General features: G+C 60.1%; 22 protein-coding genes. 15 read left to right on the plus strand and 7 right to left on the minus strand.

Annotation, left to right across the window (positions count from 1 at the left end; genetic code table 11):
- Window positions 1-46 precede the first annotated feature (46 nt).
- The 12 genes from RHSP_RS23615 to RHSP_RS35695 all read left to right on the plus strand — a co-directional run bounded on the left by RHSP_RS23615 (window position 47) and on the right by RHSP_RS35695 (window position 16,018).
- Window positions 47-2,647, plus strand: coding sequence for a winged helix-turn-helix domain-containing protein (locus tag RHSP_RS23615; protein WP_240535501.1), 2,601 nt, complete (start codon window positions 47-49; stop codon window positions 2,645-2,647).
- A 96-nt stretch (window positions 2,648-2,743) separates the two neighbouring features.
- Complete coding sequence (locus tag RHSP_RS23620) at window positions 2,744-4,438, plus strand: hydantoinase B/oxoprolinase family protein (RefSeq protein WP_420820108.1); 1,695 nt, start codon at window positions 2,744-2,746, stop codon at window positions 4,436-4,438.
- Window positions 4,435-6,498, plus strand: coding sequence for a hydantoinase/oxoprolinase family protein (locus RHSP_RS23625; RefSeq protein WP_004124292.1), 2,064 nt, complete (start codon window positions 4,435-4,437; stop codon window positions 6,496-6,498). Before RHSP_RS23620 ends, RHSP_RS23625 begins: the two co-directional genes overlap by 4 nt.
- 1 nt (window position 6,499) lies before the next feature.
- Entirely contained in the window at window positions 6,500-7,597 is a 1,098-nt protein-coding gene (locus RHSP_RS23630) for an ABC transporter ATP-binding protein (protein WP_004124295.1), read from the plus strand.
- A 48-nt stretch (window positions 7,598-7,645) separates the two neighbouring features.
- Window positions 7,646-8,818 (plus strand): ABC transporter substrate-binding protein, encoded by a 1,173-nt coding sequence (locus tag RHSP_RS23635; protein WP_037154141.1) that lies wholly within the window; start codon window positions 7,646-7,648, stop codon window positions 8,816-8,818.
- Window positions 8,819-8,910: 92 nt separating this feature from the next.
- Window positions 8,911-9,765, plus strand: a complete 855-nt coding sequence (locus RHSP_RS23640) for an ABC transporter permease (protein ID WP_004124299.1) — start codon at window positions 8,911-8,913, stop codon at window positions 9,763-9,765.
- Window positions 9,762-10,562, plus strand: coding sequence for an ABC transporter permease (locus RHSP_RS23645; protein ID WP_004124302.1), 801 nt, complete (start codon window positions 9,762-9,764; stop codon window positions 10,560-10,562). Before RHSP_RS23640 ends, RHSP_RS23645 begins: the two co-directional genes overlap by 4 nt.
- Window positions 10,563-10,656: 94 nt before the next feature.
- Window positions 10,657-10,845: a hypothetical protein gene (locus RHSP_RS23650; RefSeq protein WP_037154144.1), complete on the plus strand. Its 189-nt coding sequence runs from the start codon at window positions 10,657-10,659 to the stop codon at window positions 10,843-10,845.
- A gap of 529 nt (window positions 10,846-11,374) precedes the next feature.
- Window positions 11,375-11,797: a TadE/TadG family type IV pilus assembly protein gene (locus RHSP_RS23655; RefSeq protein WP_004124305.1), complete on the plus strand. Its 423-nt coding sequence runs from the start codon at window positions 11,375-11,377 to the stop codon at window positions 11,795-11,797.
- Window positions 11,797-13,533 carry a pilus assembly protein TadG-related protein gene (locus RHSP_RS23660; protein WP_004124320.1) on the plus strand — a complete coding sequence of 579 codons (1,737 nt, stop codon included), beginning with the start codon at window positions 11,797-11,799 and terminating at the stop codon, window positions 13,531-13,533. Before RHSP_RS23655 ends, RHSP_RS23660 begins: the two co-directional genes overlap by 1 nt.
- Window positions 13,534-13,812: 279 nt before the next feature.
- Window positions 13,813-15,360, plus strand: coding sequence for a DUF1217 domain-containing protein (locus RHSP_RS23665; protein WP_051074134.1), 1,548 nt, complete (start codon window positions 13,813-13,815; stop codon window positions 15,358-15,360).
- Window positions 15,281-16,018, plus strand: coding sequence for a DUF1217 domain-containing protein (locus RHSP_RS35695; RefSeq protein ID WP_051074135.1), 738 nt, complete (start codon window positions 15,281-15,283; stop codon window positions 16,016-16,018). The genes RHSP_RS23665 and RHSP_RS35695 overlap by 80 nt, the downstream gene beginning before the upstream one ends.
- Before the next feature lie 132 nt (window positions 16,019-16,150).
- Here RHSP_RS35695 and RHSP_RS23670 read toward each other — a convergent pair whose 3' ends face one another.
- Genes RHSP_RS23670 through RHSP_RS23685 form a run of 4 tightly spaced genes read right to left on the minus strand, consistent with a single transcriptional unit; the run spans window position 16,151 to window position 20,132 of the window.
- On the minus strand, window positions 16,151-17,296 hold the full coding sequence (locus RHSP_RS23670; protein ID WP_037154147.1) for a DmpA family aminopeptidase: 1,146 nt from the start codon (window positions 17,294-17,296) through the stop codon (window positions 16,151-16,153).
- 1 nt (window position 17,297) lies between these two features.
- Window positions 17,298-18,128: an ABC transporter permease gene (locus RHSP_RS23675; protein WP_004124332.1), complete on the minus strand. Its 831-nt coding sequence runs from the start codon at window positions 18,126-18,128 to the stop codon at window positions 17,298-17,300.
- A 10-nt stretch (window positions 18,129-18,138) separates the two neighbouring features.
- Entirely contained in the window at window positions 18,139-19,038 is a 900-nt protein-coding gene (locus RHSP_RS23680) for an ABC transporter permease (protein ID WP_004124334.1), read from the minus strand.
- Window positions 19,038-20,132, minus strand: coding sequence for an ABC transporter ATP-binding protein (locus tag RHSP_RS23685; RefSeq protein ID WP_004124336.1), 1,095 nt, complete (start codon window positions 20,130-20,132; stop codon window positions 19,038-19,040). Before RHSP_RS23685 ends, RHSP_RS23680 begins: the two co-directional genes overlap by 1 nt.
- A 164-nt stretch (window positions 20,133-20,296) precedes the next feature.
- Between RHSP_RS23685 and RHSP_RS23690 the strand changes: the two genes are divergently transcribed.
- Together RHSP_RS23690 and RHSP_RS23695 are read left to right on the plus strand one after the other, a co-directional pair.
- A complete protein-coding gene (locus RHSP_RS23690; RefSeq protein ID WP_004124339.1) occupies window positions 20,297-21,340 on the plus strand; it encodes a polyamine ABC transporter substrate-binding protein in 1,044 nt (347 codons plus the stop codon).
- Between the two features lie 53 nt (window positions 21,341-21,393).
- Window positions 21,394-22,251, plus strand: a complete 858-nt coding sequence (locus RHSP_RS23695; RefSeq protein ID WP_037154152.1) for a MurR/RpiR family transcriptional regulator — start codon at window positions 21,394-21,396, stop codon at window positions 22,249-22,251.
- Between the two features lie 38 nt (window positions 22,252-22,289).
- Here RHSP_RS23695 and RHSP_RS23700 read toward each other — a convergent pair whose 3' ends face one another.
- The 3 genes from RHSP_RS23700 to RHSP_RS23710 form a co-directional block, all read right to left on the minus strand.
- Window positions 22,290-23,573, minus strand: coding sequence for a cystathionine gamma-synthase family protein (locus RHSP_RS23700; RefSeq protein WP_004124344.1), 1,284 nt, complete (start codon window positions 23,571-23,573; stop codon window positions 22,290-22,292).
- 125 nt (window positions 23,574-23,698) lie between these two features.
- Entirely contained in the window at window positions 23,699-24,613 is a 915-nt protein-coding gene (ppk2, locus tag RHSP_RS23705; RefSeq protein WP_004124346.1) for a polyphosphate kinase 2, read from the minus strand.
- A 97-nt stretch (window positions 24,614-24,710) separates the two neighbouring features.
- Window positions 24,711-25,499, minus strand: a complete 789-nt coding sequence (locus RHSP_RS23710) for a 3-hydroxybutyrate dehydrogenase (protein WP_004124349.1) — start codon at window positions 25,497-25,499, stop codon at window positions 24,711-24,713.
- A gap of 206 nt (window positions 25,500-25,705) precedes the next feature.
- Here RHSP_RS23710 and RHSP_RS23715 point away from each other — a divergent pair, with 206 nt between their 5' ends.
- Window positions 25,706-26,452: an acetoacetate decarboxylase gene (locus RHSP_RS23715; protein ID WP_037154154.1), complete on the plus strand. Its 747-nt coding sequence runs from the start codon at window positions 25,706-25,708 to the stop codon at window positions 26,450-26,452.
- Window positions 26,453-26,455 lie beyond the last annotated feature (3 nt).

Here is a 26,455-nt window from a genome sequence, read left to right on the forward strand (position 1 = left end):
TGCTCCCCCGTCCAGCGGGCAGCAAACCATTAGACGAAGCGACCTGTTGCGGCAGCTCCGGCGCGCCGGGCTGCGCCGTTTGACGGCCATCGTCGCACCCGCTGGTTATGGCAAGACCTCCCTTGCCGTCCAATGGTATGAGCTGCTGAAGGAAGACGGGGTCAACCTGTGCTGGGTATCGCTCGATGCGGAGCATACGAACCAGGAAACCTTTCTGCTCGCGCTCATCGATGCGCTGCAGACGCTTCTGGACGAGGATGGCGGCGATGCCGGCAACCTGCCGGCTGGCGCGCTTCTCTCCGTGCTCGCAACGCGGCTGCGCAGGATCCCAAGTCCCTTCGCCTTCTTCCTTGACGATTACCATTTCGCTCAGGCGGATGCGATCGAGGCCCTGATGGCGAAGATCCTCGCCGACCCTTCCCTCGAACATGTCAAACTGGTGCTGGTGAGCCGTAGCCCGCCGCGATTTCCATTGTCGGCATTGCGCCTTCGCGGCGAGTTCAAGCAGTTCGGCGTTGCCGAACTCGGCTTTTCCGATGCCGAAGCGCGCGAATTGTTCACCGGCAAGGGAGCGCATCTGACCGAGGAGCAGGTCGGCTCTTTCAATCGCCGGACCGAGGGCTGGGCCGTCGCTTTGCAGATGGTAAGCCTGCTTGTATCGGAATCGGAGGAAAGCGACGCCATTCTGGCCTCCTTCGATGGCGGCGGCGCTGACATGGGTGCCTATCTTTCCGAGCAGGTGTTTGAACATCTGCCCGGGGAGATTCGTCGTTTTTTGACGGAGACCGCTGCACTGCCCGCGTTCAACCACTCGCTTCTCGAGGCTGTTCTCGAAGATAGCGGGAGTGCAGGCTTGATCGAACGCCTCAACGACTATGCTCTTCCCGTCACGCTGCTTGCCGGCCCCGGCAACTGGATGCGCTACCACCCGGTCTTCAACGAGTTCCTCAAGCAGACCGCCAGCCGAAGAGGCGTCGATGCCAAACGCATTCTGAACCGGGCAGCGCACTGGTTTGAGGGGACGGGCGATATCGATAGGGCGGTTCACCACGCGCTATTGGCGGACGACGCCAATCTCGCGGCACGTATCGTCGAAACCGCCGGTGGCTGGCGACGCGTCTATGCCACGACGCGCGGCGGTACGACGCTCTTCCAGGCATTGAGCGGGCGGGCCGCGGAAATCGATCTTGGCCGCTTTCCGCTTGCCACTCTGGGGCTCTCGATCTTCAATGCCAAGGCGGCGCAACTTGCCGCCGCCAATCACTATCTGGTCATAGCCGAGCGCGCTGCCGGCGGTGACGAAATTCTGGCGAAAGACCTGCGCGTGGTGCGCATCCTTCTGGCGCTCTACACCGATCACTGGGCAAGCGCCGCTGATCTCTCCGCATTGGAGAATGATTTGCAGCAGCCCGACGGGATGGAGCTCATCCACCGGGCGCTGGCGCTCAATATGCTCTCCTATAACTTCCTGATCCGCAGCGAGCTTGATCGGGCATTGCATTATGGCCATCTCGCCCTGCGCGCCTTTCGCGACGGCGGCGCCGATTTCGGTGCGATGCACCTTTACACTCATATCGGCCAGGCATTCTTTTTTTCCGGCGATTGCGCAAGTGCGCTTGCGGCCTACGACGAACTGATCAGCGAGGCTCAGGCCAATATTGCTCCCGGTAGCGATCTGGATGCCGTCGGTCAGGTGCTGAAGGCGGAAATTCTCTCGATGCGCGGCGAGACGGAGGCGGCAGCCGAGATGCTCGGCTGGGCGTTGCCGCATCTCGAGCGCCACGATACCTGGTTTGATCTTCTCGCCGCCGGCTTCATGGCCGAGCAGCGGATTTTGCGGATGGGAGAGGATCCTGTCGCCGCTCACACGGCGATGGACCGCATCCGCGCGGTGGCGCGGCGCCGCGGCTTCGACCGGCTTACCCGGTTGATCGATCGAGAGCGGGCCATGCTTCTGATGGCGTCGGGAGATCTCGATCAGGCGATCCGCCATGCCGAAGCCAGCGGTTTCGGCGCGCAGGCGATCGGATCCGACCGTGCCAATATGCTATCGATTCACCTGCGTGGTGCGACGCCGGCCATTTTCTGGACCCGGGCCTATCTGGCGCTCGGCGAAATTCCAAAGGCGCGCGAGGTTTTCGATCAGCTTACCGCGCGTCAGACGCAACGTCCGCATATCCCGCGCAGGATCGAGCTGGCCCTCATCGAAATGCGGATCTTGATCGCCGAGGGCCGCAATGATCAGGCCGCGGCCCGCCTTTCCGATCTCGTGGTGACGCTGCCGCTCAGCGACTATCGCGCCCTGCTTCATCTCGAACATGCCGCAGGGCTCGACGAACTTCGCACGCTCGCTAACCACCCGGCCATCGCCAGCGTGACCCGCAAACGTCTCCAGCCCCTGCTGGGCAGCGCAGGCTCGGAGCAGCAGCCCGCCGGCAGCGACGACCTGTCTCTTTTTACCGGACGTGAGCGCATGGTCATGGAATTGCTGAGCGCCGGGCTTTCCAACAAGGAAATCGGCCGAACGCTCCAGCTTTCCGACAACACCATCAAGTTCCATCTGCGGAACATCTTTACCAAGCTCAATGTTTCGACACGGACGGCGGCGGTGACGGCAGCCCGGCAAAAGGGCATGCTCAATCGCTAACCTACCCGAACGGGTAGGGTTCGAATGTTCACCCACCCATTGTGAAGGCTATCGGGGTTTGAAAAAACGCCTAGTCTGCTTTGATGCGAATAGATGATGAGGAATGGATTCGTGATCATCGTCGATCCGGTCACTCAGGAGATTATCGAGGGCAAGCTCGCCGCCACCGTCGACGAGATGGGTGTGGTCATGGCCCGGACCTCGATGAGCCCGGTCATTTATGAAGTGCTGGATTTTGCCTGCGGTCTCCTGACGCGAGAGGGAGAGCTGGTGGCGCAGATGAACGGCATCACCCTGTTCACCGGCACCTTCGGCACGCAGGTCAAATCGCTGATCGCGCTCTATGGCGACGATCTCGAAGATGGCGACATCCTTCTGACGAACGATCCCTATTCGGGCGGCACGCATGCCTGCGATTTTGCCATCGTCAAGCCGATCTTCTTCGATGGCCGGATTTTGGCCTATGCCATCAATGTCGCGCACTATCTCGATGTCGGCGGCTCGGTTCCCGGCTCGCTCGCCCCCGATGCCATCTCGGTTTTCCAGGAGGGATTGCGGCTGCCGGGGGTCAAGGTGGTGCGCAACGACCGTTTTTCGGGCGAAGTCCTGCGTATTATCCGCGAGAATGTTCGTCTGCCCGATATCGCCATCGGCGATCTCACCGCCCAGGTGGCGACCGTTCGGGTAGCGGCGCGACGAATGGCGGAGCTCTCGCAGAAATATGGCGTTGACACCGTCGAGGCCGCCTTCGATCACTTGCTTGCGACCAGCGAGAGACAGGCGCGTGCCGCCATCGCCGCCCTGCCCGACGGGGTCTATGAGGCGCAGGACATCATCGACGGCGACGGCGTGAACACCGACCCGATCGAGGTCCGAGTGGCCATTACGATTGCAGGAGATCGGCTGACCGCCGACTTCACCGGCTGCCCGCCGGCAGTTGCCGGACCGATCAATTGCGCCGCAGGTGCCCTGCAATCGGCCGTGCGCACCATATTCAAGGCATTGGTGGCGCCGCAGGCACCCTCCAACGAGGGGTGGTTTCGGCCGCTTGCCGTCATCGCGCCGCAGGGGTCCGTCTTTACCGCGGAAAAGCCGTCCCCGACGGGTTGGTACTACGAGGGGTCCGTCCACGCCTCCGAGCTTGTCTGGAAGGCGCTTGCCGGGCTCATGCCGGAGCGGTTTTCCGCCGGTTCCTACACCAGCCTCTGCGTCGTCTATATTTCGGGCAAGGATGCGGCCGGTCAGCCGTTCATCCACATCGAGCCGCAGCATGGCGGCTGGGGAGCGAGCAGGGATGCGGACGGCGCGAATGCCTTGATCGCGCTGACCGACGGCGACACCTACAATTATTCCGTCGAGGTCATCGAGGCGCGGTTTCCGCTGATGGTGCGCCGTTATGCGCTCAACATCGAAGGCGGATCGGGCGCCGGCCGCCGTCGCGGCGGTTTCGGCGTCATCCGCGATTACGAGCTTCTCGAGGACGGAGCTTCCGCCTATTGCAGCTTCGGGCGGACGGAAACAGCTCCCTGGGGGATCGAGGGGGGCGCGTCCGGTTCCGCCAACCTCTTGCAGGTGGAAGATCCTGCCGGCGAAGTCAGCAATTTCGGCCGGGAGCCGCATATTGCGCTGAAACGCGGCGATCTCGTGCGCATCATTACCGGCGGCGGCGGCGGCTGGGGCGAGGCGTGCTCTCGCGAGGCCGAGCTTGTCCGCCGCGATATCGAAGACGGCTATCTGTCGAAGGAGGCGGCACGGGAGCTGTATGGATTTGACGAGAGGATGACCGGATGATCAGGCTGGCGACGGACGTGGGCGGCACCTTCACCGACCTCGTCGGCTATGACGAGCGCACCGGCGAGATTTTCACGGCCAAAAGTCTCACGACCGTTCATGACCAGTCTGAAGGCGTGCTTTCGGCCATCGACCTTGCTGAAAGGAAGGATGGGCTTTCCACGCGCGACGTCATTTTCTTCGCACATGGCGGAACGACCGTGATCAACGCGATCACCGAGCGCAAGGGCGTCAAGACGGCGCTCGTCACCACTGCCGGCTTTCGCGACGTGCTGGAAATCGGCCGCGGCAATCGCCCCGATCTTTATAATCTCCAGTTCAAAAGCCCGGAGCCCTTCGTGCCGCGCAGCCTTCGCTTCGAGGTGCGGGAACGCATGAATGCCAGAGGGCGGGTGCTGACGCCGATCGACCTTGGCGATATCGAACCGATCATCCGCGAATGCCGGGCGCGTAAGGTCGAGGCTGTGGCCGTCATCTTCCTTCACAGCTACGTCAATCCCGAACATGAGATCGCCTGCGCCAAGGCGCTTGCCGAGGCTCTTCCCGACGTGACGATCTGCGCCAGCCACGCGGTCTCCCGCCAGTGGCGCGAATATGAGCGCTCCAATACCGCCGTGCTCAATGCCTACGTGCAGCCGATCATCAAGCGCTATTTTGCGCGGCTTGAGCGCGCTTTGACCGAGCGCGATCTCTCCTGCCCCTATTACGCGATGCAATCCAACGGCGGTATTTCGACTTTCGATCAGGCGCAGATGAGCCCGCTGACGCTTGTTGAATCCGGCCCGGCCGGTGGCGTTGCGGGTGCCGCACGCATCGGCGCCGTGCTCGGCCAACGGCAAGTGCTTTCGCTCGATGTCGGCGGCACCACGGCGAAATGCTCCTTGATCCATGACAACAGTCCGACACTGGACAGCGAATACAAGCTCGAGCATAGCCGGATCGCTCCAGGCTACCCCGTCCAGGTGCCGGTGGTGGACATCGTCGAAATCGGTGCAGGTGGCGGATCCATTGCCCGCATCGATGAGCGCGGTGCGCTGCGAGTGGGGCCGGAAAGCGCCGGTTCGACGCCGGGACCGGCCTGCTACGGACGCGGCGGTGACAAACCGACGCTCTCAGACGCTTTGCTGACGCTCGGTATTTTCGATCCCGCAAGCTTTGCCGGCGGCCAGATGCAGCTCGACAAGGAAAAGGCGGCGGCGGCCATTGCGACGGTTACCAAGCCGCTTGGACTATCGGTCGAAGAAGCGGCGCTCGCCATCGTCGAGATCGCGCATGCCTCGATGATCAATGCGCTGAAGCTCGTGACCGTTCAGCGCGGACACGATCCGCGCGATGCCGCCTTCGTCATTTCCGGCGGCGCGGGGCCGGCGCTTGCCGCCCGCCTTGGGCGCGATCTCGGCGTGAGGATGACGGTCGTGCCGCCGCATCCCGGCATCTTTTCTGCCTGGGGCATGCTGGCGGCCGAACCGCGCGCCGATTTTCGCAGCACCTGGTTCTCGCCTCTCGAACCGGAGGCCATCAGCAATCTCAAGCGTCGTTTCGACGAATTGAAGCGGGAGGCGGTTGCCTATTTCGCCAAGGGCGATGCGGCAGAAATCCGTTACGTTTGCCGCGTCGAAGCCCGTTATCGCGGACAGGAGCACGGCGTCTTCGCCCTCTTCGACATGGAGGACGATGCCGAAAGCTTTGCGGAGCGTTTCCATGCCGCTCATGAGCGCGCCTACACGTTCCGCCTGCCCAATTCACCTGTCGAGATCACGATGATCCATCTGGAGGCCGTGCTTCACGGCCCGGTCATCGCCATCCCGAAACTCGATGATGCCGGCCGATCGCTGGAGGTGGCTTTCAAAGGGCATCGAGACGTTTATTTCGGCGGGACGACCGGTTGGGTGTCCTGCCCCGTCTACGAACGCGGGCGGCTGCCTTCTTTGGAGCGGATTGCTGGTCCGCTGATCGTCGAGGAGGCGACCGCGACATCGCTGGTGGTTGGCGGACAGGAGCTTGAAGTGAGCGAGGAAGGCTTGCTCCTCATCCGAGAATGCGACGGGAGAAGCGTCTGACATGGCGATAGCGATCGGTCTCGACCATATCGTCAGAAGCTACGGGCCGATGCGCGCGGTCGACGACGTGACGCTCGACATCCGGGCCGGGGAGTTTTTTACGCTGCTCGGCTCGTCCGGTTGCGGCAAGAGCTCGCTCCTGAAGCTGATCGGCGGTTTCGACAGGCCCACTTCGGGCGGTGTGCTTTTCGACGGAAGGGATATGGCTGGCATTCCCGCCAATCGCCGGCCGGTCAATACCGTTTTCCAGTCGCTCGGGCTCTTCCCGCATATGAATGTCGCCAAGAATGTCGGCTATGGACTGAAGTTGCGCGGGCTTTCGGGAGCGGCATTGAAGGCTAAGGTTCAGGATGCTCTTGAACTCGTCGAGCTTTCCGGCTTTGCCGATCGCGACGTTAATCTTCTTTCAGGCGGTCAGCGCCAGCGTGTGGCGCTGGCCCGCGCCCTCGTCATGGAGCCGGGCATCCTTCTGCTCGACGAGCCGCTGACCGGCTTGGACGAACGTCTGCGCCAGCAAATGCGCGACGAATTCGGACGGCTTCACAAGCGCACCGGCGCGACCTTCATTCTCGTCACCCACAATCAGGACGAGGCTCTCAGCCTTTCCGACCGCATGGCTGTCATGCACAAGGGGCGGATCGAGCAGACCGACGTGCCAGCGCGTTTCTTCGAGGCGCCGGCCAATGCCTTCGTTGCCCGTTTCATCGGTATCGATACGCTTCTGAAGCCTGAAAACATTTCGATTTCTGGCGGCAAGGCCATTGCTACGATCGCCGGCCAGCGGGTGAACGCGACCTTTTCCGGGGCCACTCCACCGTCCGGCGCCCTTGTCGCAATCCGCCCCGACCGAATCGAATTTGTCCCGGCTGTCGAAGAGTCGACGGAAACAATTGAACTTAAGGTTGTCGAAAACATCTATCGCGGATTGAGTCATGACGTTACGCTCGCTTTCGCCGACGGCCAGCGTGTGGTGTTAACGACAAGCGCGGACGCAACTCCACCCTTGCCGGGCGAGAGCGTGCGTGTGCGCCTGAAGCCGGGTGCCGCGCTCTTGATCGATCGTTCCGGAATACCGGCCTTGGCTGGGGGCGATGAGTAAAATCCGAATAGCCGACATAAGCGAAAAATGAGGGAAGGGAATGACACGATGAACAAACGCAATGATTTCGCCTCCTCTGCCTTGAGGAGCAACATGCAGCGCCGTGACATGCTCAAGCTGATGGGTGCGGGTGCGGCCGCGCTCTCCTTCGGCGGAATGGCTGCTACGCCCGCCATGGCTGCTGAAGCAACGGTTGCATTCTGGGCGACTGCCACGCTCGACATCGGCGACAAATGGCCGGAATTTGCCCGTCAGAGCGGTGTTTCGCCTGAATTCACCGATAATGGCAACGATGTCGGCCCGGTGGTCGCACGTCTTGCCGCAGGCAATGCCAATGATCTTTTCGATATCGGCGGCTTTCAGGGCGGCGCCGAACGCGAGCTTGCCAAGCAGGGGCTGATCGCTCCGTGGGATGTCTCCAAGATCCCGAATTTCGCCGGCATCTGGCAATGGGCCAAGGATATCCCGACCTTGACCTATGAAGGCAAGCAGTATGGCATTCCGACTGTCGTCAACGCCGACTCCATCATCTATCGCGCCGACAAGCTCGGCAAGGTCGACAGCTATGGCGTGATCTTCGATCCCAAGCTCAAGGGCCGGGTGGCGATGGAAGATGCCTGGATCAACAGCGCCATCTTCACGGCCATCTACCTCAAGGGAGCGGAAAACAAGCCGATCAAGGATCCCGGTAATCTTACCGAATCCGAGCTCGGCCTCGTCATGGAGTTCCTGATCAAGCACAAGAAGGACGGCCAGTTCCGCACCTTCTGGAACGGCTGGGAGCAGGGCGTTCAGCTCGTCGCCAACGAGGAAGTCGATGCCATGACCGGCTGGGAGCCGATCGTGTACGAGGGCCGCAAGCGCGGGCTTCAGGTGGAATACGCCGCTCCCGTCGAAGGCTATGAGGGCTGGGGCAACAACACGGTGCTGCTCAAGGGTGCGGCAGAGCGCGGCAAGGCGGACGTCGCCCACAAATTCGTCGATGGCTTGCTTGCCGGCCTCTATGGCTGCGAATTGGGCAAGGCGCGCGGCTATCTCGTGCCGACCGACAACAATCTCGCCTATGCCAAGGCTCACCCGGACGAATACAAGGCCGACGACGTTGCCAAGCTCGCCGACCATGTGAAGGCCAAGTTCTCCGGAAAAGTCTATTGGCAGAATTGCCGCCCGGACAATTTCCAACTTTACGAAGAGTGGTGGCAGAAGCTGCGCAACGCCTGATGTGATGCGATGGAGCGGGGCTGGCGCATCTGTCCACGGACAGGCCGGCCCCGAGCCGATGAGATCAACGCCGATAGAAGCGGAACCAGACCATGAAGACCTCAGTTCCATTGCTGGCTGCTCCGCTTGCGGCGATCCTGGTGCTCGGCCTGGCGCCGTTGGTTCTCGTCGTGGTCTGGAGTTTCTGCGCCTGGGATCCGGCAACCTATTGGATCAAGCCGGAATTCAGCCTCGCCGCCTATAGCGCCATTCTGGAGGCCGGGCGCTGGAGCGTATTCCTGTCCACGCTCGTCAAGGCGTTCTTGACGGCGGCCATTTGCCTCGTGATCGCCTATCCCACAGCCTACGCGATGCATTTCCTCGCCGGACGAACGCTGTCGGTCGTGCTTGCCGCTCTTCTTACCATCCCGTTCTTCACCTCCTACTTGATCCGCTCTTTCTCCTGGCGGCTGCTGTTGGGTCGCACCGGCGTCATCAACACGCTTCTCCAGCAGGCGGGCGTCACCGACGCCCCGCTCGACTGGCTGCTGTTCAGCGATTTCGCCGTGATCGTCGGGCTTGTCGCCTCCTACCTGCCGTTCGCGACCTTTCCCGTTCTGCTCTCCATGCGCCGCGTCGATCCCATCGCCCTTGCGGCATCGCGCGATCTCGGTGCCGGTTTCTGGACGATGGCGCGCACCGTGCTGCTGCCGCTGACCTATTCCGGCGTGTTTGCGGGCTTTCTGTTTGTTTTCGTCATGGTTGCCGGCTCCTCGACCGAGGTGCAGATGCTTGGCGGCGCCGGCGCGTCGATCGTGTCCGTGATGATCAATGATGTCATGCGCGTCGCCAATTTCCCGCTCGCCTTTGCGATTTCGACGCTCATGCTCGTCATCGTCTTCGGATTGGTGCTGATCGGAGATGCCGTATTCGGCCTCTCCTCTCTGTTCGAGGATCGCAGCCAATGATCGTCAGGGAAGGAACGAGCCCGCGTATCATCATCTGGACGGTGACCTTCATCGGCCTGGCAATGATCTATGCGCCGCCGCTCTATCTTCTCGGCGTCTCGTTCAATCCGTCCTTGCAGCCGGGATTACCGCATTTTTCCGATCTGACCTTGAAATGGTATGTGGCTTTAGGGGGAGAAAGCGCGCTCATTGCCGCGCTCGTCCAATCGCTCATCATTGCGTTTGCGACGGCTGTCATCGCGACGGTGCTGTCACTCGGCGCTGCTCTGGCATACCGCGAACTTCATCGTGGCCGAAGCCTATGGTTTTTGACCATGCTCTTGCCGATGTTCGTGCCGGGTGTCATCCAGGGGCTGGCGCTCTCGACCGTCATCAGCCGGGTTGGCGTCAAGGCATCGGCCTTGACCGTCATCGCCGGCCATCTGCTATGGGCAACGCCCTTCGCCTTCATCGTGATCCTAACGAGCTTTGCGGCCGTCAAGCGGACCTATCTGATGGCGGCGGACGACCTCGGCGCCAGCCGTTTCAGACAGTTCTGCGATATTACCCTGCCTCTCATCAGGCCGGGTCTCATCAGCGCTTTCATCTTTTCGTTCCTGCTGTCGCTCAACGAGTTTACGCGCGCCTTTTATCTGGCAGGCCGGCAGAACACGTTGCCGGTGGTGCTGTTCGGCAAGATGAATGCCGGCGCCTCGCCGACGATTTATGCGATGTCGGGCGCAATCCTTCTTGTTTCCAGCGTTTGCGTGGTGGCCGCGGCACTGCGCTCGCTGCTCATGCAACGCCGAGCGGAGTGATCGATATGCGAATAAGACTGCAGAACTGCACGTTTCGGCGACCCCCAATTCTCCATGAACGGGAGTATAAAGGATGAAGCGAGAGTCCAGATTGATGGTGCTGATCCGTGCGGGAAAACGGCAGGAGGCGTTTGATATGGTCGAACGCCTGAAGGCGGCGGCGCAATTGCTACCCACCGCGATCAAAGTGGATCGGACGGGTGCCGTCAGCTACTACAAGGGCAATCGTCGCTTTGCGAAGAATACGCAGGGCGGCTGGGATCTGGAGCCGAAGAAGAAATAGATCCTTCTCATCCCGACATCCGATCGCCCAGCCGATATGCCATCGGCATGCGATCGTCGCGGGGGCTATACCGTCGAGGTCTTATAGTGTCCTGACCATCCCTGTCAGGGCCAGTTACAACGAGAACGTCCAATCTCCAATCGAGTGGCAGGGCCGCTTTTCTCTCACTCTGCCTTTTGGTTTCGAGCATGCGCCCACCGCCCGGCTTTCAAACCATCTTTTGAGGGGTAAGCCGCATCATATCGATGTGGTCCAGCGTCCGTGCAACGGTCTATGGGCAGAGAAAGATTACCGGCTGCAAGGTCTCCGATCGCGGCGGCTTGTCGAGCGGGATAAGTAGATCGGCGGCTCTCGAAAAACACGGCCAAGTCATTGCTGTGACGACGTTTTTATCAATCAGACCAACATCTTTTAGATGTAAAAACATTAGAAAATAGTATATTTAGAAATATAAAATTAATATCCGCAATCTAAGGTTTCCTCGATCGTCATCATCGCGGATGAGCAGTCGGTTAGAGGAGACAGGATCATGGCTCGTGTTTCTGATTTCAATAGGGCAGAAGGGGGCGCGGCCGCGGTCGAATTCGCCCTTGTCGCACCGCTCTTCGTCCTCTTGCTCCTAACGCTCGTTGCCTTTGCCATCTATCTCACCGCCGCCCATTCCCTGCAGCAGCTTACAGCCGATGCTGCACGCACCGCGATTGCGGGCATTTCTTCGGCTGAGCGGACGCAACTCGTTCAGGATTACGTCAATCGCTCGACGATCAACGATGCGTTCCTGACGAAGGACAAGCTGACCGTCACCGTCGCGACCGATCCGACCAATGCGAACCAGTTTACCGTCAGCGCCAGCTACGATGCCTCCAACCTCCCGATCTGGAATCTCTATACCTTCGCTATGCCGGATCAGACCATCCGTCGCTATTCCACGATCAGGATCGGAGGAATGTAATGAAAGAATTTCTCAGGCGGTTCGCCTTCTGCCGCGACCGGAGGGGAAACGTTGCCATCACGACGGCGCTCGTCTCGCCCCTGATCCTTTATTGTCTTGGTCTCGGTATCGACTACGGCATGATGACGCTGCAGCAGCAGCGCCTGCAGCAGCTCAGCGACATCGGCGCAATCACGGCAGCTTCCGATATTGCGAATGCCAATACCGTGCTCCTTAACAATCTCCAGTCGAATGGAACGACTGCGGCGCTTGCTTCGGGCGCCGGTTATCTGACGTCCGGCGGGACCATCTCGGTGGCCACGGCCAATTCAGGTCAATATGAAACGCTCGCCAACATGGTCCTCGGGACCTACACGGCAGACGCATCTGTCGCGCCCCAGAACCGCTTTTCCTCATCGGGAAGCGCGCCCTATGATTCCGTGAGAGTGACGCTCACGCAACAGGCCGTGATGCCCTTCGCCTCCGCCTTTGCCACAGCGCCGACGCTGAGCGCCACAGGCACTGCTTCCAGCGAGCGTTTGGCAGCGTTTTCTATCGGATCGCGGCTTGCCAGTCTCAACGGCGGCATTCTGAACCAGCTGCTGGGCTCTCTTCTGGGGACGCAGATATCTCTGAACCTCGTCGATTATCAGTCGCTTGTCGGCGCGAACGTAAACCTCCTGAGCTACCTCAATCTTCTGGCGACCGATCTCAACCTTACGGCAGGCAGCTACAACGATCTTTTGGCGACGGATGTCCCCTATGACAAGCTTCTGGGAGCGCTCGGCAAGTCGACCAACCTGTCGCCTGCAGCCATCCGCATTATCAATAGCCTGAGCAAATCGCTCGGCACGACGAAGCTCACCGTCAAGCTTGAGGATATCCTGAACCTTGGCCCCGAGGGTAAAAACATCATCGGCTCCGGGCCTAACCTGACGTCCAGCATAAGCCTGATGAGCTTTCTGTCCCTGACCGCAATGGCGGCCAACCAGCAAAAGCAGGTTGCCGTCGATCTCGGGGTTGCGCTGCCCAGTCTTGCCTCGGCCAAATTGACGCTGGCGATCGGCGAGATGGCACAGCAGACGCCATCCGCGGCGGTCGGTGCGCCGGGCACCACCATCCGTACGCCGCAGGTGCGCGCCGCCATCGAGGTTTCGGTGACGGGACTGTCGGCGATCGCAGGGCTGAAGGTTCGGGTGCCGCTTTATGTCGAGGTTGCTCCCGCCGAGGCCAGGCTGGCCTCGATCACCTGCGTGGGCGGCAATATGCCCAATGCGGTCGTCGGAATTGATGCCGTGCCGGGCGTTGCCGAGATAGCGCTGGGGGACGTGGATACCACCGCCTTCGTCAATTTCGGCACCAAGCCGCGGGTCACACAGGCAGCCATCATCGATTCCCTGCTGCTGCGGGTTCTTGCAAGCGCCCAGATCGACATCGCCAATATGAGCCCCACGCGGCTGACCTACCAGCCCTCGGAAATCTCGGCCGGCACCATCAAAACGGTCTCGACCAGGGACGTCACGACATCCCTGGTCCAGTCCCTCCTGAAGAATGCCAATATCAGCATTCAGCTGCTCATTCTGACGATCGGGACGCCGAGCGGGGTACTCTCGGGAGTTGCCGACACGCTTTCCGCGGTCACCGCGCCCCTCGATCAACTTCTCTCCAACCTGCTGGGGCTTCTCGGTATCGGCATAGGGCAAGCCGATATCCAAGTCACCGATGCCCGCTGCATGCAGCCCGTCCTCGTACAATAATCGTCAAATCTCTGGGGATTCCAAGGCAGCGACTCGGGGCGGGGATACAATCGGCTGACCTTTAAACGGATCCGCCGTTCGTTGGGTTTTTAGTCTTCCAGACAAGCCGGCCAGGTTGACTGTTCCGTTGTTGGCAAATGCGGCCCTTTAGCCGGTTTTAAGGATGCCAGCGATATAGGAAGCAAGCCCTAAGATTGCCGATCTAGCCTCGCGCAAGGTCTGGTTGCGATTGTGCGATCGGGGCTAGTGTTGGTGAATTGCGCGCTGTGGGGGCGATCCATGATTTCAACGTATCTCGGCTACGTGACTGCGACAAAGGACATGGCGACAACGCTTGCGCGTGTCGCCAAGCAGGCCAGCGTCAAAAGCGACCAGCAGTATTACGATACTCATATCGGCAAGATCAAAAACGTCGACGAATTCCTCGCGGATCAAAAGCTATACAGCTATGCGATGAAGGCCTACGGCCTAGGGGACATGACCTACGCCAAAGCCTTCATGAAGAAGGTGCTGACGAGCGATCTCAGCAATAGCAGCAGCTTTGCAAACAAGCTGACGGACAATCGCTACCGGCAATTTGCGGCCGCCTTCAATTTCACCGCCAATTCCACCAAGCCGTCGGCTCAAAGCGATGCGCAGAAGAACGATACCATCGGCCTTTACGAGCGCTCTTTCGCCAACGAGGCGACGTTAGCAAAGCAAGAGAGCGCATTTTACAGCAAGTGGATCGACAAGGTGGCGAATGTCGATGACATCGTCAACAATACCAGGATGCGGGATTACGTGTTGACCGCCCATGGCCTTGACGCGACCCACATATCAAAGAGCTTCCTGAAGTCTGTTCTGACCAGCGACGTCAATGATCCCAACAGCTTCGTCAATACAGCGAGCAATTTCTCGTCGACTTCGGCCCAGGCAACATACAAGCTGATCGCCTCGGAATTCGGCTTCAAGCCGGACGGGACGCTTTCCGGCGCCACCGCCCAAACGGAACAACAGAAAGAGGCGCTGATATCCCGCTACGATAACACGGTGCCGACCCTGACCACCTTGGCTTCGGCGACCAGCAACGACCAGTATTATCACCAGCAGATTGGGAAGGTCCGATCGGCCGATGACATCACCGGCGATAACAGACTGTTCTCCTACGTAAAGAGCGCTTTCGGGGTGAGTTCGAAAGTCACGGCCAAGCAATTCAGCCTGGCTGTTTCCGACAAAAACTATGCGGCCGTGACCGGAATGACCGAAATGGTTTCCGCGTTCAATTTTTCGCCGGACGGATCGCTTCCCGCCGGCCAGCCGGCGCAGACGGACGCCAGCATCAAGACGACCTCCGATAAATACATGGCGCACTATGCGGATGCCCGGCAGACCTTGTTCAAGGACGCCGAAACCCACTACGCCGCGGTGGTCGGCAAGATAAAGACGATCAACGATTTCTTCGCCGCCAACGACTTTCAGTCCAGAGATCTTCCGACCGTGCAGGAGATGGCGCTTCGGGCCTACGGGATAGACAAGAACGAAGTATCGAGAGAGCAGCTGCGAAAAATACTGGAGAGCGATCCATACGACAGCAAGAGCTATGTCGGATCCCTCAATGACCAGAGATTTGTCGATCTCGCGAAGGCGTTCAACTTCGATAGCAAAGGCCATCTTCGCCCGGCTGTCGAGGCTCTGCCGCTCGCCTCGATGAACAGCTTCGTATCGGCCTATTCCAAGGCAAAAAACCTTCGGATTGACGGGCCAGATGCGAGAAAAGGCCGTCAAGGATGTGAAGGACGCGGCCAACAATTTCATCAAGTCGATCGGCAAGGTCAAGAGCGTTGACGATCTTCTGGCGGACAAGAAGCTGACGGATTTCATCCTCGTCGCCAACAACATCGATCCCAAGACGGTCGACAAGAACACGCTGAAGAAGGCTTTCACCTCCGATCCGGAGGATGCGAAGGGATTTCTGAACTCGCCGGCCGGTCAGAAGTTCAAGGCGATGGTCAGTGTCTTCAATTTCGACTCCAAGGGGAATCTGACCAACTCCAAGATATCGACGAGCCAAAACAAGGGCACGCGTCTTGCCACGGACGATCTTTATCTCCATCAAAGCCTGGAATCTCAGCAGGGTGCTTCCAACGACGGCGTCCGGTTGGCGCTCTACTTCCAGCGAAAGGCGCCGCAGGTCAATTCCGTCTACGATATCATGGCGGATCCAGCGCTCTATAATGTGATCAAGACCACGTTCTCCTTGCCGTCCGCCATGTCCAATATGGACGTGACCCGCCAGGCCAAGATGCTGGAAAAGCTATTTGCGGTGAAGGACCTGCATGATCCCGCCAAGGTCAATAATCTGCTCAAGCGCTTCTCCGCCGTTTACGATGCGGCAAATGGCGTGAACACGAATTCGCCGGGATCGGCGATCCTGGCAGGCGGGTCCAATATCGGTATGAGTGCGGACTTGCTGCTGTCGATCGCCCAACTCAGGTCGCGATAACGGCCTTGTCCGGACGCGGCGCAGCGGTGCCGCGGCTCCCGATTTCGAAAGGGAGCTAGCACACCGTCGCAAAGGTGATCAGCGCCGGGGGCAACCCAATGGCGCTGACGATCCGTCTGCGGATCCATTGGCCTACGAATATGCCTTTTCCGGCTCCATCCTTCCATATTGCCGTATCAGTTCGGCAAGCCGGTCGTGAGGAATGGCCTGGATTCGGAAGCGATCATGCGGCGTGCCGCCCATATCCTCGGCCGCCAGCATCGCGTTGACAACCGCCTCTTCGACGCTGTCGACGGCTGCCATATAGACGGGGTCGAGCGGTTCGTCGTTGACGATTTGCAGGGGAAGGTGCCCATTGGCCCTGTGCGCCATCGGATGCGCATTGGCGGTCGAGAATGCCAGGAAGATGTCGCCGGAATTGTTGCCGCCCGGCGTGCCGTTGCGGCCGATGCCGATGGCGGCGCGGCGAGCAAGGCGCTTGAGCTGGTGCGGTGCCAGCGGCAGATCGGTGGCGATGACGACGATGATCGAGCCGCGCTCCTGAAGCTGGCTCTGCGGGGTGCCGTCCCGCAGGTGCCGGCCAATCGGCACGCCCGCGATCGTCAGCCAGTCCCGCTGGCCGTGATTGGCCTGAACCAGCGTCCCGATCGTATAGGTCCGCCCGTCGAACTCGACGACGCGGGACGAGGTGCCCGTACCGCCCTTGAAGCCGTAGGTGATCATGCCGGTGCCGCCGCCGCAATTACCCTCCTGCACCGGGCCTGCCGCAACGCTGTCGAGAGCGGCGCGCACGTCGGCCTCGCTGACATGCATTCCGTTGATATCGTTCAGCGCGCCGTCATAGGTCTCTGCAATGACGGGCATGATCCAGAGGAAATCGTCGGTCTGATAGGTCGAGGCGTAATGGTCGATCATCCACTTGATGGTGGCGTGGTGCGCCATGCCGACACCATGCGTATTGGTGATGACGACAGGTCCGAGGAAGTAGCCGCCGTCTTCGATCCAGTGTGTGCCGGTCATTTCGCCATTGCCGTTGAAGCGATGTACGCCGGCATAGGCGGGAACCGGCGTTTCGGAGCCCATATGCGGCAGGATCGCCGTCACCCCGGTGCGCGTCGGCCGCTTGCGGCCGGGACGCGGCTCGTTCTCGATGATCGTCTGAAAGCCGACGCCGACGCCGGCCACGTCCGTGATGGCATTGTTTGCGCCGGTGCGGCCGGTAAACGGCAAGCCGAGCTGGCGGCCGCGCGGTTTGCGGGTGCTTGTTTTTATTGTCATGTCATTTCTGCCGGGAGCGAAGATAAAGGCCAAGAGAGGCCACGAGGAAGGAGAAGGTCAGCATCATCACCGCGATCGCATTGATCTCGGGTTTGATGCCGCGACGGAGCATGGCGAAGATGAACATCGGCAGCGTCGTGACGTCGACGCCGGCGATGAAATAGGTGATCACCAGGTCGTCCATCGAGATGATGAAGGCAAGCAGTGCCCCGCCGAGGATGCCCGGCATGAGCTGTGGCAGCACCACGCGGCGGAACGTCATCCACTCGTTGGCGCCGAGATCGGCCGAGGCATTCTCCAGCGTCCGGTCCATGCCGGCCAGCCGTGCTGAAACGACGATGAAGACATAGGAGGTCAGGAAAGTGCATTGGCCGATGATGATGGTCATCAGACCGAGCTTTATTCCGGCGCTGACGAAGAAGATCAAGAGCGCGATGCCGAGAACGATGTCGGGCATCAGCATCGGCATGAACATGGCGACCTGGTAGAAGCGCCTGCCGAGAAAGTTGAAACGGTGAAGCGCTATCGCCATGGCCGTGCCGAGCACGGTCGAGATCGCCGTGGTGGAAATGGCGATCTTCAGGCTGTTGAAGACGGCGGCGATCAGCTGGTCGGTCGATTCGATATAAAGCGCGCTTTCGGAAGACGCCGTCTTGAAGCCGAAGACCTTGGCGTACCAGTCCGTCGTGAAGCCGCTCCAGCTCATCATGTTGACCGGGTTCGAATTGAACGAATAGACCGCGATCAGGACGAGCGGGATATAGATGAAAGCGAAGAACAGGACGGTGTAAAGCGCCAGGCCGCCGTTGACGAGGGTGCGTGCAATTTTCATGATCCCCTCCTCATGCCGTCAGTGCTGCGGTCGCATTGCGGCGGCCGGAGACGATGACATAGGCGACGAGCAGCACCAGCATGACGGCCATGACCATCATTGCGAGCGCCGAGCCGAACGGCCAGTTGCGAGCGGAGAGGAACTGCGCCTCGATAAGATTGCCCAGCATCATCACCTTGGCCCCGCCAAGAACGGCCGGCACGACGAAATTGCCGAGCGCAGGGATGAAGACGATGATCGAGCCGCCGATGATTCCAGGGGTCGTGAGCGGCAGGATGATGCGGAAGAACGTGCGGACAGGGCCGGCGCCGAGATCCAGCGATGCCTGGATAAGCCGCCAGTCGAGCTTCTCGATGCTGGCATAGACAGGCATGAACATGAACGGCACGAAGACATAGACCATGCCGAGGATGATCGCGCCGTCCGTATAGATCATCTCCAATGGTATCGAGACCACGCCGGTCGCCATCAGTGCATTGTTGATCAGCCCCGTCGGGCGCAGGATCATCACCCAGACGAAGAGCCGCACGATCAGGCTTGAGAAGAACGGCAGGGTGATCAGAAAGAGGCAAAAATTCTTCCATTTATCCGGCAGCCGGCTGACGTAGAAGGCGGCCGGGTAGCAGACGATCAGCGTCGCCACCACCGTTATGGCGGCAATTCGGAGCGAACGCAGGAAGATGCCGATATAGACCGGGTCGTATTCCTCGAATTCCGGATTGGCGAAGCCGAGGATGCGGCCGAAATTATCGGGATAGAAGCTCCATTCGACGCCGCCGTAAAGGCCCGGCGTCAGGAAGCTCGTCACCACCATGATGCCAAGGGGGATGATGAAGAAGATCAGCAGGAAGAGCGTTACCGGCCCGAGCAGCAGCCCGAGCTGGAAACGCCGGCGCGCAGCAATCGTCATCAGGCTTCTCCCCTCGTAGCGATCAAGTGGACGCTCGCCGGATCGTAGTGCCAGCGTGCCGATTGGCCTGTGGCAAGCAGGCCGACCGCTGCGCGCTGGGCGGCCGGAACATGGGCCAGAAGCTTGCGGCCGCCTGCTGTCCTGCCGAAGACCTCGAAGGACGAGCCGACATAGACGATCTGCTCCACCGTAACGTCGATAGCCGGGCAAGTGCTGGTAGAGGTGGCCAGGAAGAAATTTTCAGGGCGGATCAGCGCGACCGCCGGCTCCTTACCCGCAATTGCCGCATTCGGCGTATGCCGGATCGCGGTGCCCTCGCCGGTGATGAAGTCCCGGCCGTCGCTGCGCCCTTCGAACAGGTTACTTGCACCGATGAAGCTGGCGACGAAGGTATTGGCCGGATGATCGTAGATCTGTCTTGGCGTACCGAGCTGCTGGATGCTTCCGCCATTCAGCACCGCGACGCGGTCGGACATGGTCAGCGCCTCCTGCTGGTCATGCGTCACGAAGATGAAGGTGATGCCAAGCTCGTGCTGCAGGTTTTTCAACTCCAGCTGCATGGCTTCGCGCAGATGGCGGTCGAGGGCCGAAAGCGGTTCGTCGAGCAGCAGTACCTTGGGCCGCGCCACGATGGCACGGGCAAGCGCCACGCGCTGCTGCTGGCCGCCTGACAATTGCCGCGGCAGACGACCTTCCATGTCTTCAAGGCCGACCATCTTCAGCACCGCGCGCACCCGCTCGATCCGTTCGGCTTTGCCGACGCCGGCGGCTTCAAGGGCATAGCCTGTATTCTCGCCGACGCTCATGTGCGGGAAGAGCGCGTAGTTCTGGAAGACGGTGTTGACCGGGCGGCGATACGGAGGCCGATCCGTGACGTCGTCTCCATCGATCACGATGCGGCCGGCATCAAGCTCGACGAAGCCGCTGATCGCCTGCAACAGCGTGGTTTTACCGCAGCCGGATGGTCCCAGAAGTGTGATGAACTCATTGCGGCCGATCTCAAGATCGATGCCGTCAAGCGCTTTGACCTGCCGACCCTCGGGAGTCGAAAAGGCCTTTGCGGCTGAAGCCAGCCGCACGATTGCATCTCGCATTCGTCGTTCCCCAAAATGTTATTAAATTAACTCTTGCGCGATTTGGATATGTTGATATCATTTTTTCGTCGAAGTCAACGCCCTCAGTGCGGTCGGTTACTGCTTCCGAGAAAGGCCGAGCCAAGCGTGCCGAAGGGACAATAATCCTACTAAGGGGAACAGAAATGACGATTTTGAAAGGCGCGTTCAGGCGCCTGGGACTTGTTGCGCTTACGGCGCTGCTGCCGACCGCAGTCCTTGCCGACGAGCTCAATATTTATAACTGGGGTGAATACATCAATCCGGCCGTCCTCCAGAAATTCGAGGAGGAAACCAAGATCAAGGTCAATCTGTCGACCTATTCTTCCAACGAGGAAATGCTTGCCAAGATCCAGGGCGGCGCGACAGGCTACGACATCGTCTTTCCGTCCGTGCACATGCAGGAGATCATGGCCAAGCTGAACCTCTTGGAAAAGACCGACATCAATACCTATGAGGGTTTCAAGAACATCGATCCCAAATTCCTGCGTGCCAAGAGCGATCCGAAAGGTGAATATTGCCTGCCTTACGCCTTCGGCACGGTCGGCATTCTCTATAACCGCCGGGTTCTCGGCAAGGATATCACCGGCTGGAAGGATCTCGTCGCAACCGTGAAGGCCAAGCGCCTCAAATTCACGCTGCTCGACGATATGCGTGAAGTGCTTGGGGTCGGCCTGATCCTCAACGGCCACTCGGTCAATTCGACCAAGTCGGAAGACCTCCAGCAGGCGGCCGATACGGTCATCGACATGAAGCCCTATGTGGCGGCTTTCACCTATGACTCACGCCCGATGGTGGAGTCCGGCGACATTGCTGCTGCCCACTTCTTCGTCGGCTCCATGATCAACGTCTTCGGCAACCCGAAGGACCTCGGCTACGTCATTCCGGAGGAGGGCGCGACCATGTATCAGGAAGATATGTGCGTGCTGAAAACGGCTCCCAACAAGGCGAACGCGATCAAGTTCCTGCAATTCTATACCCGTCCGGAAGTCCCCGCCCTTAATGTCGCGCAGCAGACGAACGGCACCCCCAATGTGCCGGCTCGCCAATTGACGCCGGAAAACATCAAGAATAGCAAGGAAATCAATCCGACTGACGAAACCATGAAGCGTCTGCAGATTTTCGAGAATCTCGGGCCGGGGCTCCGTCAATTCGATCGTGTATGGACCAAGGTCAAGACGGCGCAATAATGTCAGGAGTGACACTCCGCCCGGTTCCGGGCGGAGCTTCACCGGAGGGAAGATTGTCGAAGGATCTATTGAAGCTTGTGCAGAGCGCTGACATGCGCAAGTCGAAGTCCGACAAGCTGATCGCCAGCTATATCGAGCGAAACATTGCCGAACTTCCCTTCGAGACGGCGAAATCCATTGCCGCCCGACTAGAGATCTCGCAGATGACCGTCGGTCGCTATCTGAGGCGTCTCGGCTTCGATGGCCTCGATGAGCTCAAGGCGGCCCTGCGCCGCGGCAGCCGCTCCAATCCCGCCTGGCAGATCAAGGGCTCCCTGGATCGTTTCCAGGAGGACCTGCGTGACGGCAAATTTCTCGCCGGGTTGCTGCAGCAGCAGGTCGAAAATCTCGGCTTGATCTATGAGCTGACGACCGCGCCGCAATGGCAGCAGACCATCGATGCGCTGATCTCGGCAAGCGAAGTCTATGTCGCCGCCTACCAGAACGTCCGCGGCATCGCCCAGTATTTCGCAGCGCAGCTTTCCTATACGAGGTCGCGCGTCGCCTTCATGGACGGGCTGAACGGCACCTATGCCGAACTGCTCGACGGCGCCGTCGAGGGCCGTGTGCTCTTCCTTCACGACGTCCGCCGCTTCGCGGCCAAGGCAAAACCGCTCGCCGAGGAGGCACGTCGTGCCGGCGTAAAGGTCATCCTGCTGACGGATGAATTCTGCCCCTGGGCAGAAGAGGCGTCGGATATCTCGCTCGTCATCCCCGGCTCGCACGGTCCGCTCTGGGATGGAGCGGCGACCATGACTGCCGTGATGGATCTTCTTCTCGCCAACATCATCGTCGTCCTGAGCGGCAAGGTGGGCGAGCGTGTCGAACTGCTGACCCGGCTGCAGGATGTGTTCGGCGATTTCGAGAGCTGATTACGTTTTCATCGGAACGCCGAATCCAACCCCATTCATCACGCGATTTCGAGGGCCGCTGCCAGATCGGCGATCAGGTCGTCTGGATGCTCTATCCCGATCGACAGGCGGATCGTCGATTCCAGCACGCCGATGCGGTGGCGAACATCTATCGGTACGCCGGAATGCGTTGTCGTCGCGGGATGGGAGGCAAGCGATTCCGTACCGCCCAGGCTGACGGCCAGCTTGAAGATCTGCAGCGCGTTCAGGAACCGGAACGAAGCCGGCTGGCCGCCCTTGATGTCGAAGGAGAAGGTAGAGCCCGCCCCGCTGCACTGCTTGGCGAAGGTCCGTCCGGTCGCCGATGCCGGATCCGCATAGGCGAGATAGTGAATTTGCTCGACCTTCGGATGATCGCGCAGGAAGTCCGCAACGGCGCGGGCATTGCTGTTTGCCCGCTCCATGCGGATTTGCAGCGTTTCCAGCGAGCGGCCGAGCATCCAGCAGGAGTGCGGATCGAGCTGTGTGCCGATCGCTCCGCGTAGCGCCTTGACCTGTTTCATCACGGCTTTCGAGGCGAGGGCCGCGCCGGCGATCAGGTCGGAATGGCCGCCTACATATTTGGTGAGAGAATAGAGGGAAATATCGGCGCCATGCTCGATCGGCCGCTGGAATACAGGCCCCAGCAAAGTGTTGTCGCAGGCGACAACCGGCGTATGGCCCTGCTTTTCGCCGATGGCATCGGCGACGCGGCGGATCATGGCGATATCGACGAGGCTATTGGTCGGATTGGCGGGCGTTTCCACGAGAATGAGCGAGACACGGCCTTTTGCCATCGCCTCTTCCGCACTCGCCGTCACCGAAGCCTCGTTGACGCCATCTGCGAAACCGACCGCCGAAACGCCGAGATTGAGAAATGTCTTGGCAAGCAGCGTTTCCGTGCCGCCATAAAGCGGCTGCGAGTGCAGGATTGCATCACCGGGGCGAACGAAGGCAAGCAGGGTGGTGGCGATTGCCGACATGCCCGATGAGAACAGCGCGCAGCTCTCCGTTCGCTCGTAGACGGCAAGGCGGTCTTCGACGATTTCGCTGTTCGGTTGGTTGAAGCGTGAATAGACGAGACCGACGCCCGTGCCCTTCGGCGGTTCGTTTCGACCGGATATGTAGTTGAAGAAATCACGCCCATCCTCGGCGGATTTGAAGACGAAGGTAGAGGTCAGAAAAACGGGTGGCTTGACCGCACCCTCGGACAATTCGGGGTCGTAGCCATAGTTCAGCATCTGGGTTTCGGGGTGGAGGGGGTGGTTGCCGATATGCGTTTTGGAAGGATGCGGCGCAGTCATGACGGTCTCCTCAGCCGACGACACGAACATTAGATTCGCATCATATCATTAGTTGAGGTGGTTGCGCGCCATAGTCTTTGCGCCGGCGGCGAGCCGCCCGGGGCGGGCTCGCCTTGTCGGTTTCCTCAGTAGATTTCCGGTACGTGCATTTCCGGCGGCACCGGCGTGCGGTGGTAGTCGGCGTTGCGCATGCGCTCCGGCAGGATGATCTCCGGCTTCGGCACGGCTTCATAGGGGATCTGCTTCAGGAGATGGGCGATACAGTTAAGGCGCGCCCTCTTCTTGTCGACGGCGTGGACGACCCACCACGGCGCTTCGGGAATATGCGTGCGTTCCAGCATTTCTTCCTTGGCCTTGGTGTATTCTTCCCAATGCACGCGGCTCTGCAGGTCCATCGGTGACAGTTTCCACTGCTTCAGCGGATCCTGAATACGCATGTTGAAGCGGAATTCCTGCTCTTCGTCGGTGATCGAGAACCAGTATTTGAGCAGGATGATGCCGGAGCGCACGAGCATGCGTTCGAAATCGGGAACCGAGCGGAAGAACTCTTCCAGTTCTTCGGACGAGCAGAAGCCCATGACGCGTTCGACGCCGGCGCGATTGTACCAGCTGCGGTCGAACAGCACCATTTCGCCGGCGGTGGGCAAATGGGCGACATAGCGCTGGAAATACCATTGGTGCCGCTCGCGCTCGGTCGGTGCTGGTAGCGCGACCACGCGGCAGACCCGCGGATTGAGCCGCTGGGTGACGCGCTTGATGGCACCGCCCTTGCCGGCGGAATCGCGTCCCTCGAACAGCACCACGACCTTGAGCTTTTTGTACTGCACCCAGTCCTGCAGGCGCACCAGCTCATGCTGAAGGCGGAAGAGTTCACGGAAATAGACCCTGCGCTCCAGCGTCGCTTCGCCTTCGCTGATCAAGCCTTCGGCGACCAGTTCGTCCAGGCGATCTTCCTCGAGCTGCATCTCGAGCTCTTCGTCGAAGCTGTCTACGATCTCATCCTTGATGCGGTCGAGCGGGTCCTGGGTTTCGTTGGTCATTGCGCGCCTCCTACTTTCTTTTCACGTTGATGCTGCCGCGGCCTGCGGCCGCAAAGGCCGGCACTTTCAGCGAACATGTGCCGACTACGTCTCGGCCTTACTCCGCAGTCCAGCCGCCATCGACGGAAAGCGTCGTGCCGGTAATCTGCTTGGCGGCGTCGCCGCAGAGGAAGACGGCGATGGCGGCAACTTCGTCGACGGTCACGAATTCCTTCGTTGGCTGCGCGGCCAGCAGCACGTCGTGCTTGACCTGCTCTTCCGTCATGTTGCGTGCCTTCATGGTCTCGGGGATCTGCTTTTCGACGAGCGGCGTCCAGACATAGCCCGGCGCGATGGAATTGACGGTGACGCCGTCCCGCGCGGCTTCCAGAGCGACGGTCTTGGTAAGGCCGGTAATGCCGTGCTTGGCCGAAACATAGGCCGATTTGAACGGCGAGGCGACCAGGGCATGTGCCGAGGACGTGTTGATGATGCGGCCCCATTTGCGCGCCTTCATGCCGGGAATGGCGGCCTTGATGGCATAGAAGGCTGCAAGCAGGTTGATGCGGATGATCGCTTCCCACTTGTCGTCCGGGAATTCCTCGATCGGGGCGACGAATTGGATGCCGGCATTGTTGACGAGGATATCCAGGCTGCCGAAGGCTTCCTCGGCGTCGTGCACCATGGCGGTGACTTCCTCGCCGTTCATCATGTTGGCGCCGGAGTAGCGGCATTTCACGCCGAAATCGGCTTCGATGGCTGCGCGTTCCTTTTCGATCGCATCGGCGTCACCGAGGCCGTTGATCGTCACATTCGCGCCTTCGGCGGCAAAGGCGCGCGCAATCGCAAGCCCGATGCCGCTCGTCGAACCGGTGACCAGCGCATTCTTCGAAGTCAACGAACCCATGATGCAACTCCCGCAATCTCTATGACAAGGTTGAGCAAATTGAAAATGCCGAGGTGAGCGCACACTGCCAGTGTCGTATGTCGCTTTGATAACAGGTGCGGCCGCCCGCCCGCGGCAACCATCCGGCAACTGACACTTCACTGTCATGCAACCGTGCAAGCTTTCGCCGCGGCGCCCGGCTGTTTGCTCCAACGACGGAAAATACGATGAAGGTCGAAGACATTCTCAAGCATGCCTATGCGATGCCGCTGACCAATCCTTCCTATCCTCCGGGACCCTATCGGTTCTTCGACCGCGAATACATCATCATCACCTACCGCACGACACGCGAGGCGCTGGAGGCCGTGGTGCCGGCGCCGCTCGAAATCGACGAGCCGCTGGTGAAATACGAGTTCATCCGCATGCCCGATTCCACCGGCTTCGGCGACTACACGGAGACGGGGCAAGTCATTCCGGTAAGATATCGCGGACAGGCGGGCGGCTATGTCCATTCCATGTATCTCGATGACGACGCGCCGATCACCGGCGGCCGCGAGATCTGGGGCTTTCCGAAGAAGCTCGCCAATCCGAAGATCGTCAACGAAGGTGAAGTCATCGTCGGCACGCTGCATTACGGCAGCGTCCTCTGCGCGACGGGAACGATGGGTTACAAGCACAAGCCCGTCGATCAAGGGCCGCTTCTGGCCGCGCTGTCGGAGCCGAATTTCCTGATCAAGATCGTTCCGCATGTCGATGCCACGCCGCGGATCTGCGAGCTGGTGCGCTATTACCTCACCGATATCACCATCAAGGAAGCCTGGACTTCGCCGGCGGCGCTCGATCTCCGCCCGCATGTCATGGCCGACGTCGCGCGACTGCCGGTTCTCGAAGTGGTTTCCGCCGTTCATTTCATCGCGGATCTGACGCTCGGTCTTGGCGAAGTCGTTCACGACTACCTCGCCGAGCGCAGATAACAC

The organism is Rhizobium freirei PRF 81 (assembly GCF_000359745.1).
Lineage (GTDB): Bacteria > Pseudomonadota > Alphaproteobacteria > Rhizobiales > Rhizobiaceae > Rhizobium > Rhizobium freirei.

Excerpts from the sequence above, each read along its gene's own strand:
- RHSP_RS23640 (WP_004124299.1), top strand. The coding sequence starts at position 8,911 with ATGAAGACCTCAGTTCCATTGCTGGCTGCTCCGCTTGCGGCGATCCTG.
- RHSP_RS23715 (WP_037154154.1), top strand. The coding sequence starts at position 25,706 with ATGAAGGTCGAAGACATTCTCAAGCATGCCTATGCGATGCCGCTGACC.
- RHSP_RS23655 (WP_004124305.1), top strand. The coding sequence starts at position 11,375 with ATGGCTCGTGTTTCTGATTTCAATAGGGCAGAAGGGGGCGCGGCCGCG.
- RHSP_RS23665 (WP_051074134.1), top strand. The coding sequence starts at position 13,813 with ATGATTTCAACGTATCTCGGCTACGTGACTGCGACAAAGGACATGGCG.
- RHSP_RS23685 (WP_004124336.1), bottom strand. The coding sequence starts at position 20,132 with ATGCGAGATGCAATCGTGCGGCTGGCTTCAGCCGCAAAGGCCTTTTCG.
- RHSP_RS23675 (WP_004124332.1), bottom strand. The coding sequence starts at position 18,128 with ATGAAAATTGCACGCACCCTCGTCAACGGCGGCCTGGCGCTTTACACC.
- RHSP_RS23645 (WP_004124302.1), top strand. The coding sequence starts at position 9,762 with ATGATCGTCAGGGAAGGAACGAGCCCGCGTATCATCATCTGGACGGTG.
- RHSP_RS23690 (WP_004124339.1), top strand. The coding sequence starts at position 20,297 with ATGACGATTTTGAAAGGCGCGTTCAGGCGCCTGGGACTTGTTGCGCTT.
- RHSP_RS23630 (WP_004124295.1), top strand. The coding sequence starts at position 6,500 with ATGGCGATAGCGATCGGTCTCGACCATATCGTCAGAAGCTACGGGCCG.
- RHSP_RS23620 (WP_420820108.1), top strand. The coding sequence starts at position 2,744 with ATGAGGAATGGATTCGTGATCATCGTCGATCCGGTCACTCAGGAGATT.
- RHSP_RS23635 (WP_037154141.1), top strand. The coding sequence starts at position 7,646 with ATGAACAAACGCAATGATTTCGCCTCCTCTGCCTTGAGGAGCAACATG.
- RHSP_RS23680 (WP_004124334.1), bottom strand. The coding sequence starts at position 19,038 with ATGACGATTGCTGCGCGCCGGCGTTTCCAGCTCGGGCTGCTGCTCGGG.
- ppk2 (WP_004124346.1), bottom strand. The coding sequence starts at position 24,613 with ATGACCAACGAAACCCAGGACCCGCTCGACCGCATCAAGGATGAGATC.
- RHSP_RS23625 (WP_004124292.1), top strand. The coding sequence starts at position 4,435 with ATGATCAGGCTGGCGACGGACGTGGGCGGCACCTTCACCGACCTCGTC.
- RHSP_RS23710 (WP_004124349.1), bottom strand. The coding sequence starts at position 25,499 with ATGGGTTCGTTGACTTCGAAGAATGCGCTGGTCACCGGTTCGACGAGC.
- RHSP_RS23670 (WP_037154147.1), bottom strand. The coding sequence starts at position 17,296 with ATGACAATAAAAACAAGCACCCGCAAACCGCGCGGCCGCCAGCTCGGC.
- RHSP_RS23700 (WP_004124344.1), bottom strand. The coding sequence starts at position 23,573 with ATGACTGCGCCGCATCCTTCCAAAACGCATATCGGCAACCACCCCCTC.
- RHSP_RS23650 (WP_037154144.1), top strand. The coding sequence starts at position 10,657 with ATGGTGCTGATCCGTGCGGGAAAACGGCAGGAGGCGTTTGATATGGTC.
- RHSP_RS23660 (WP_004124320.1), top strand. The coding sequence starts at position 11,797 with ATGAAAGAATTTCTCAGGCGGTTCGCCTTCTGCCGCGACCGGAGGGGA.
- RHSP_RS35695 (WP_051074135.1), top strand. The coding sequence starts at position 15,281 with ATGCGAGAAAAGGCCGTCAAGGATGTGAAGGACGCGGCCAACAATTTC.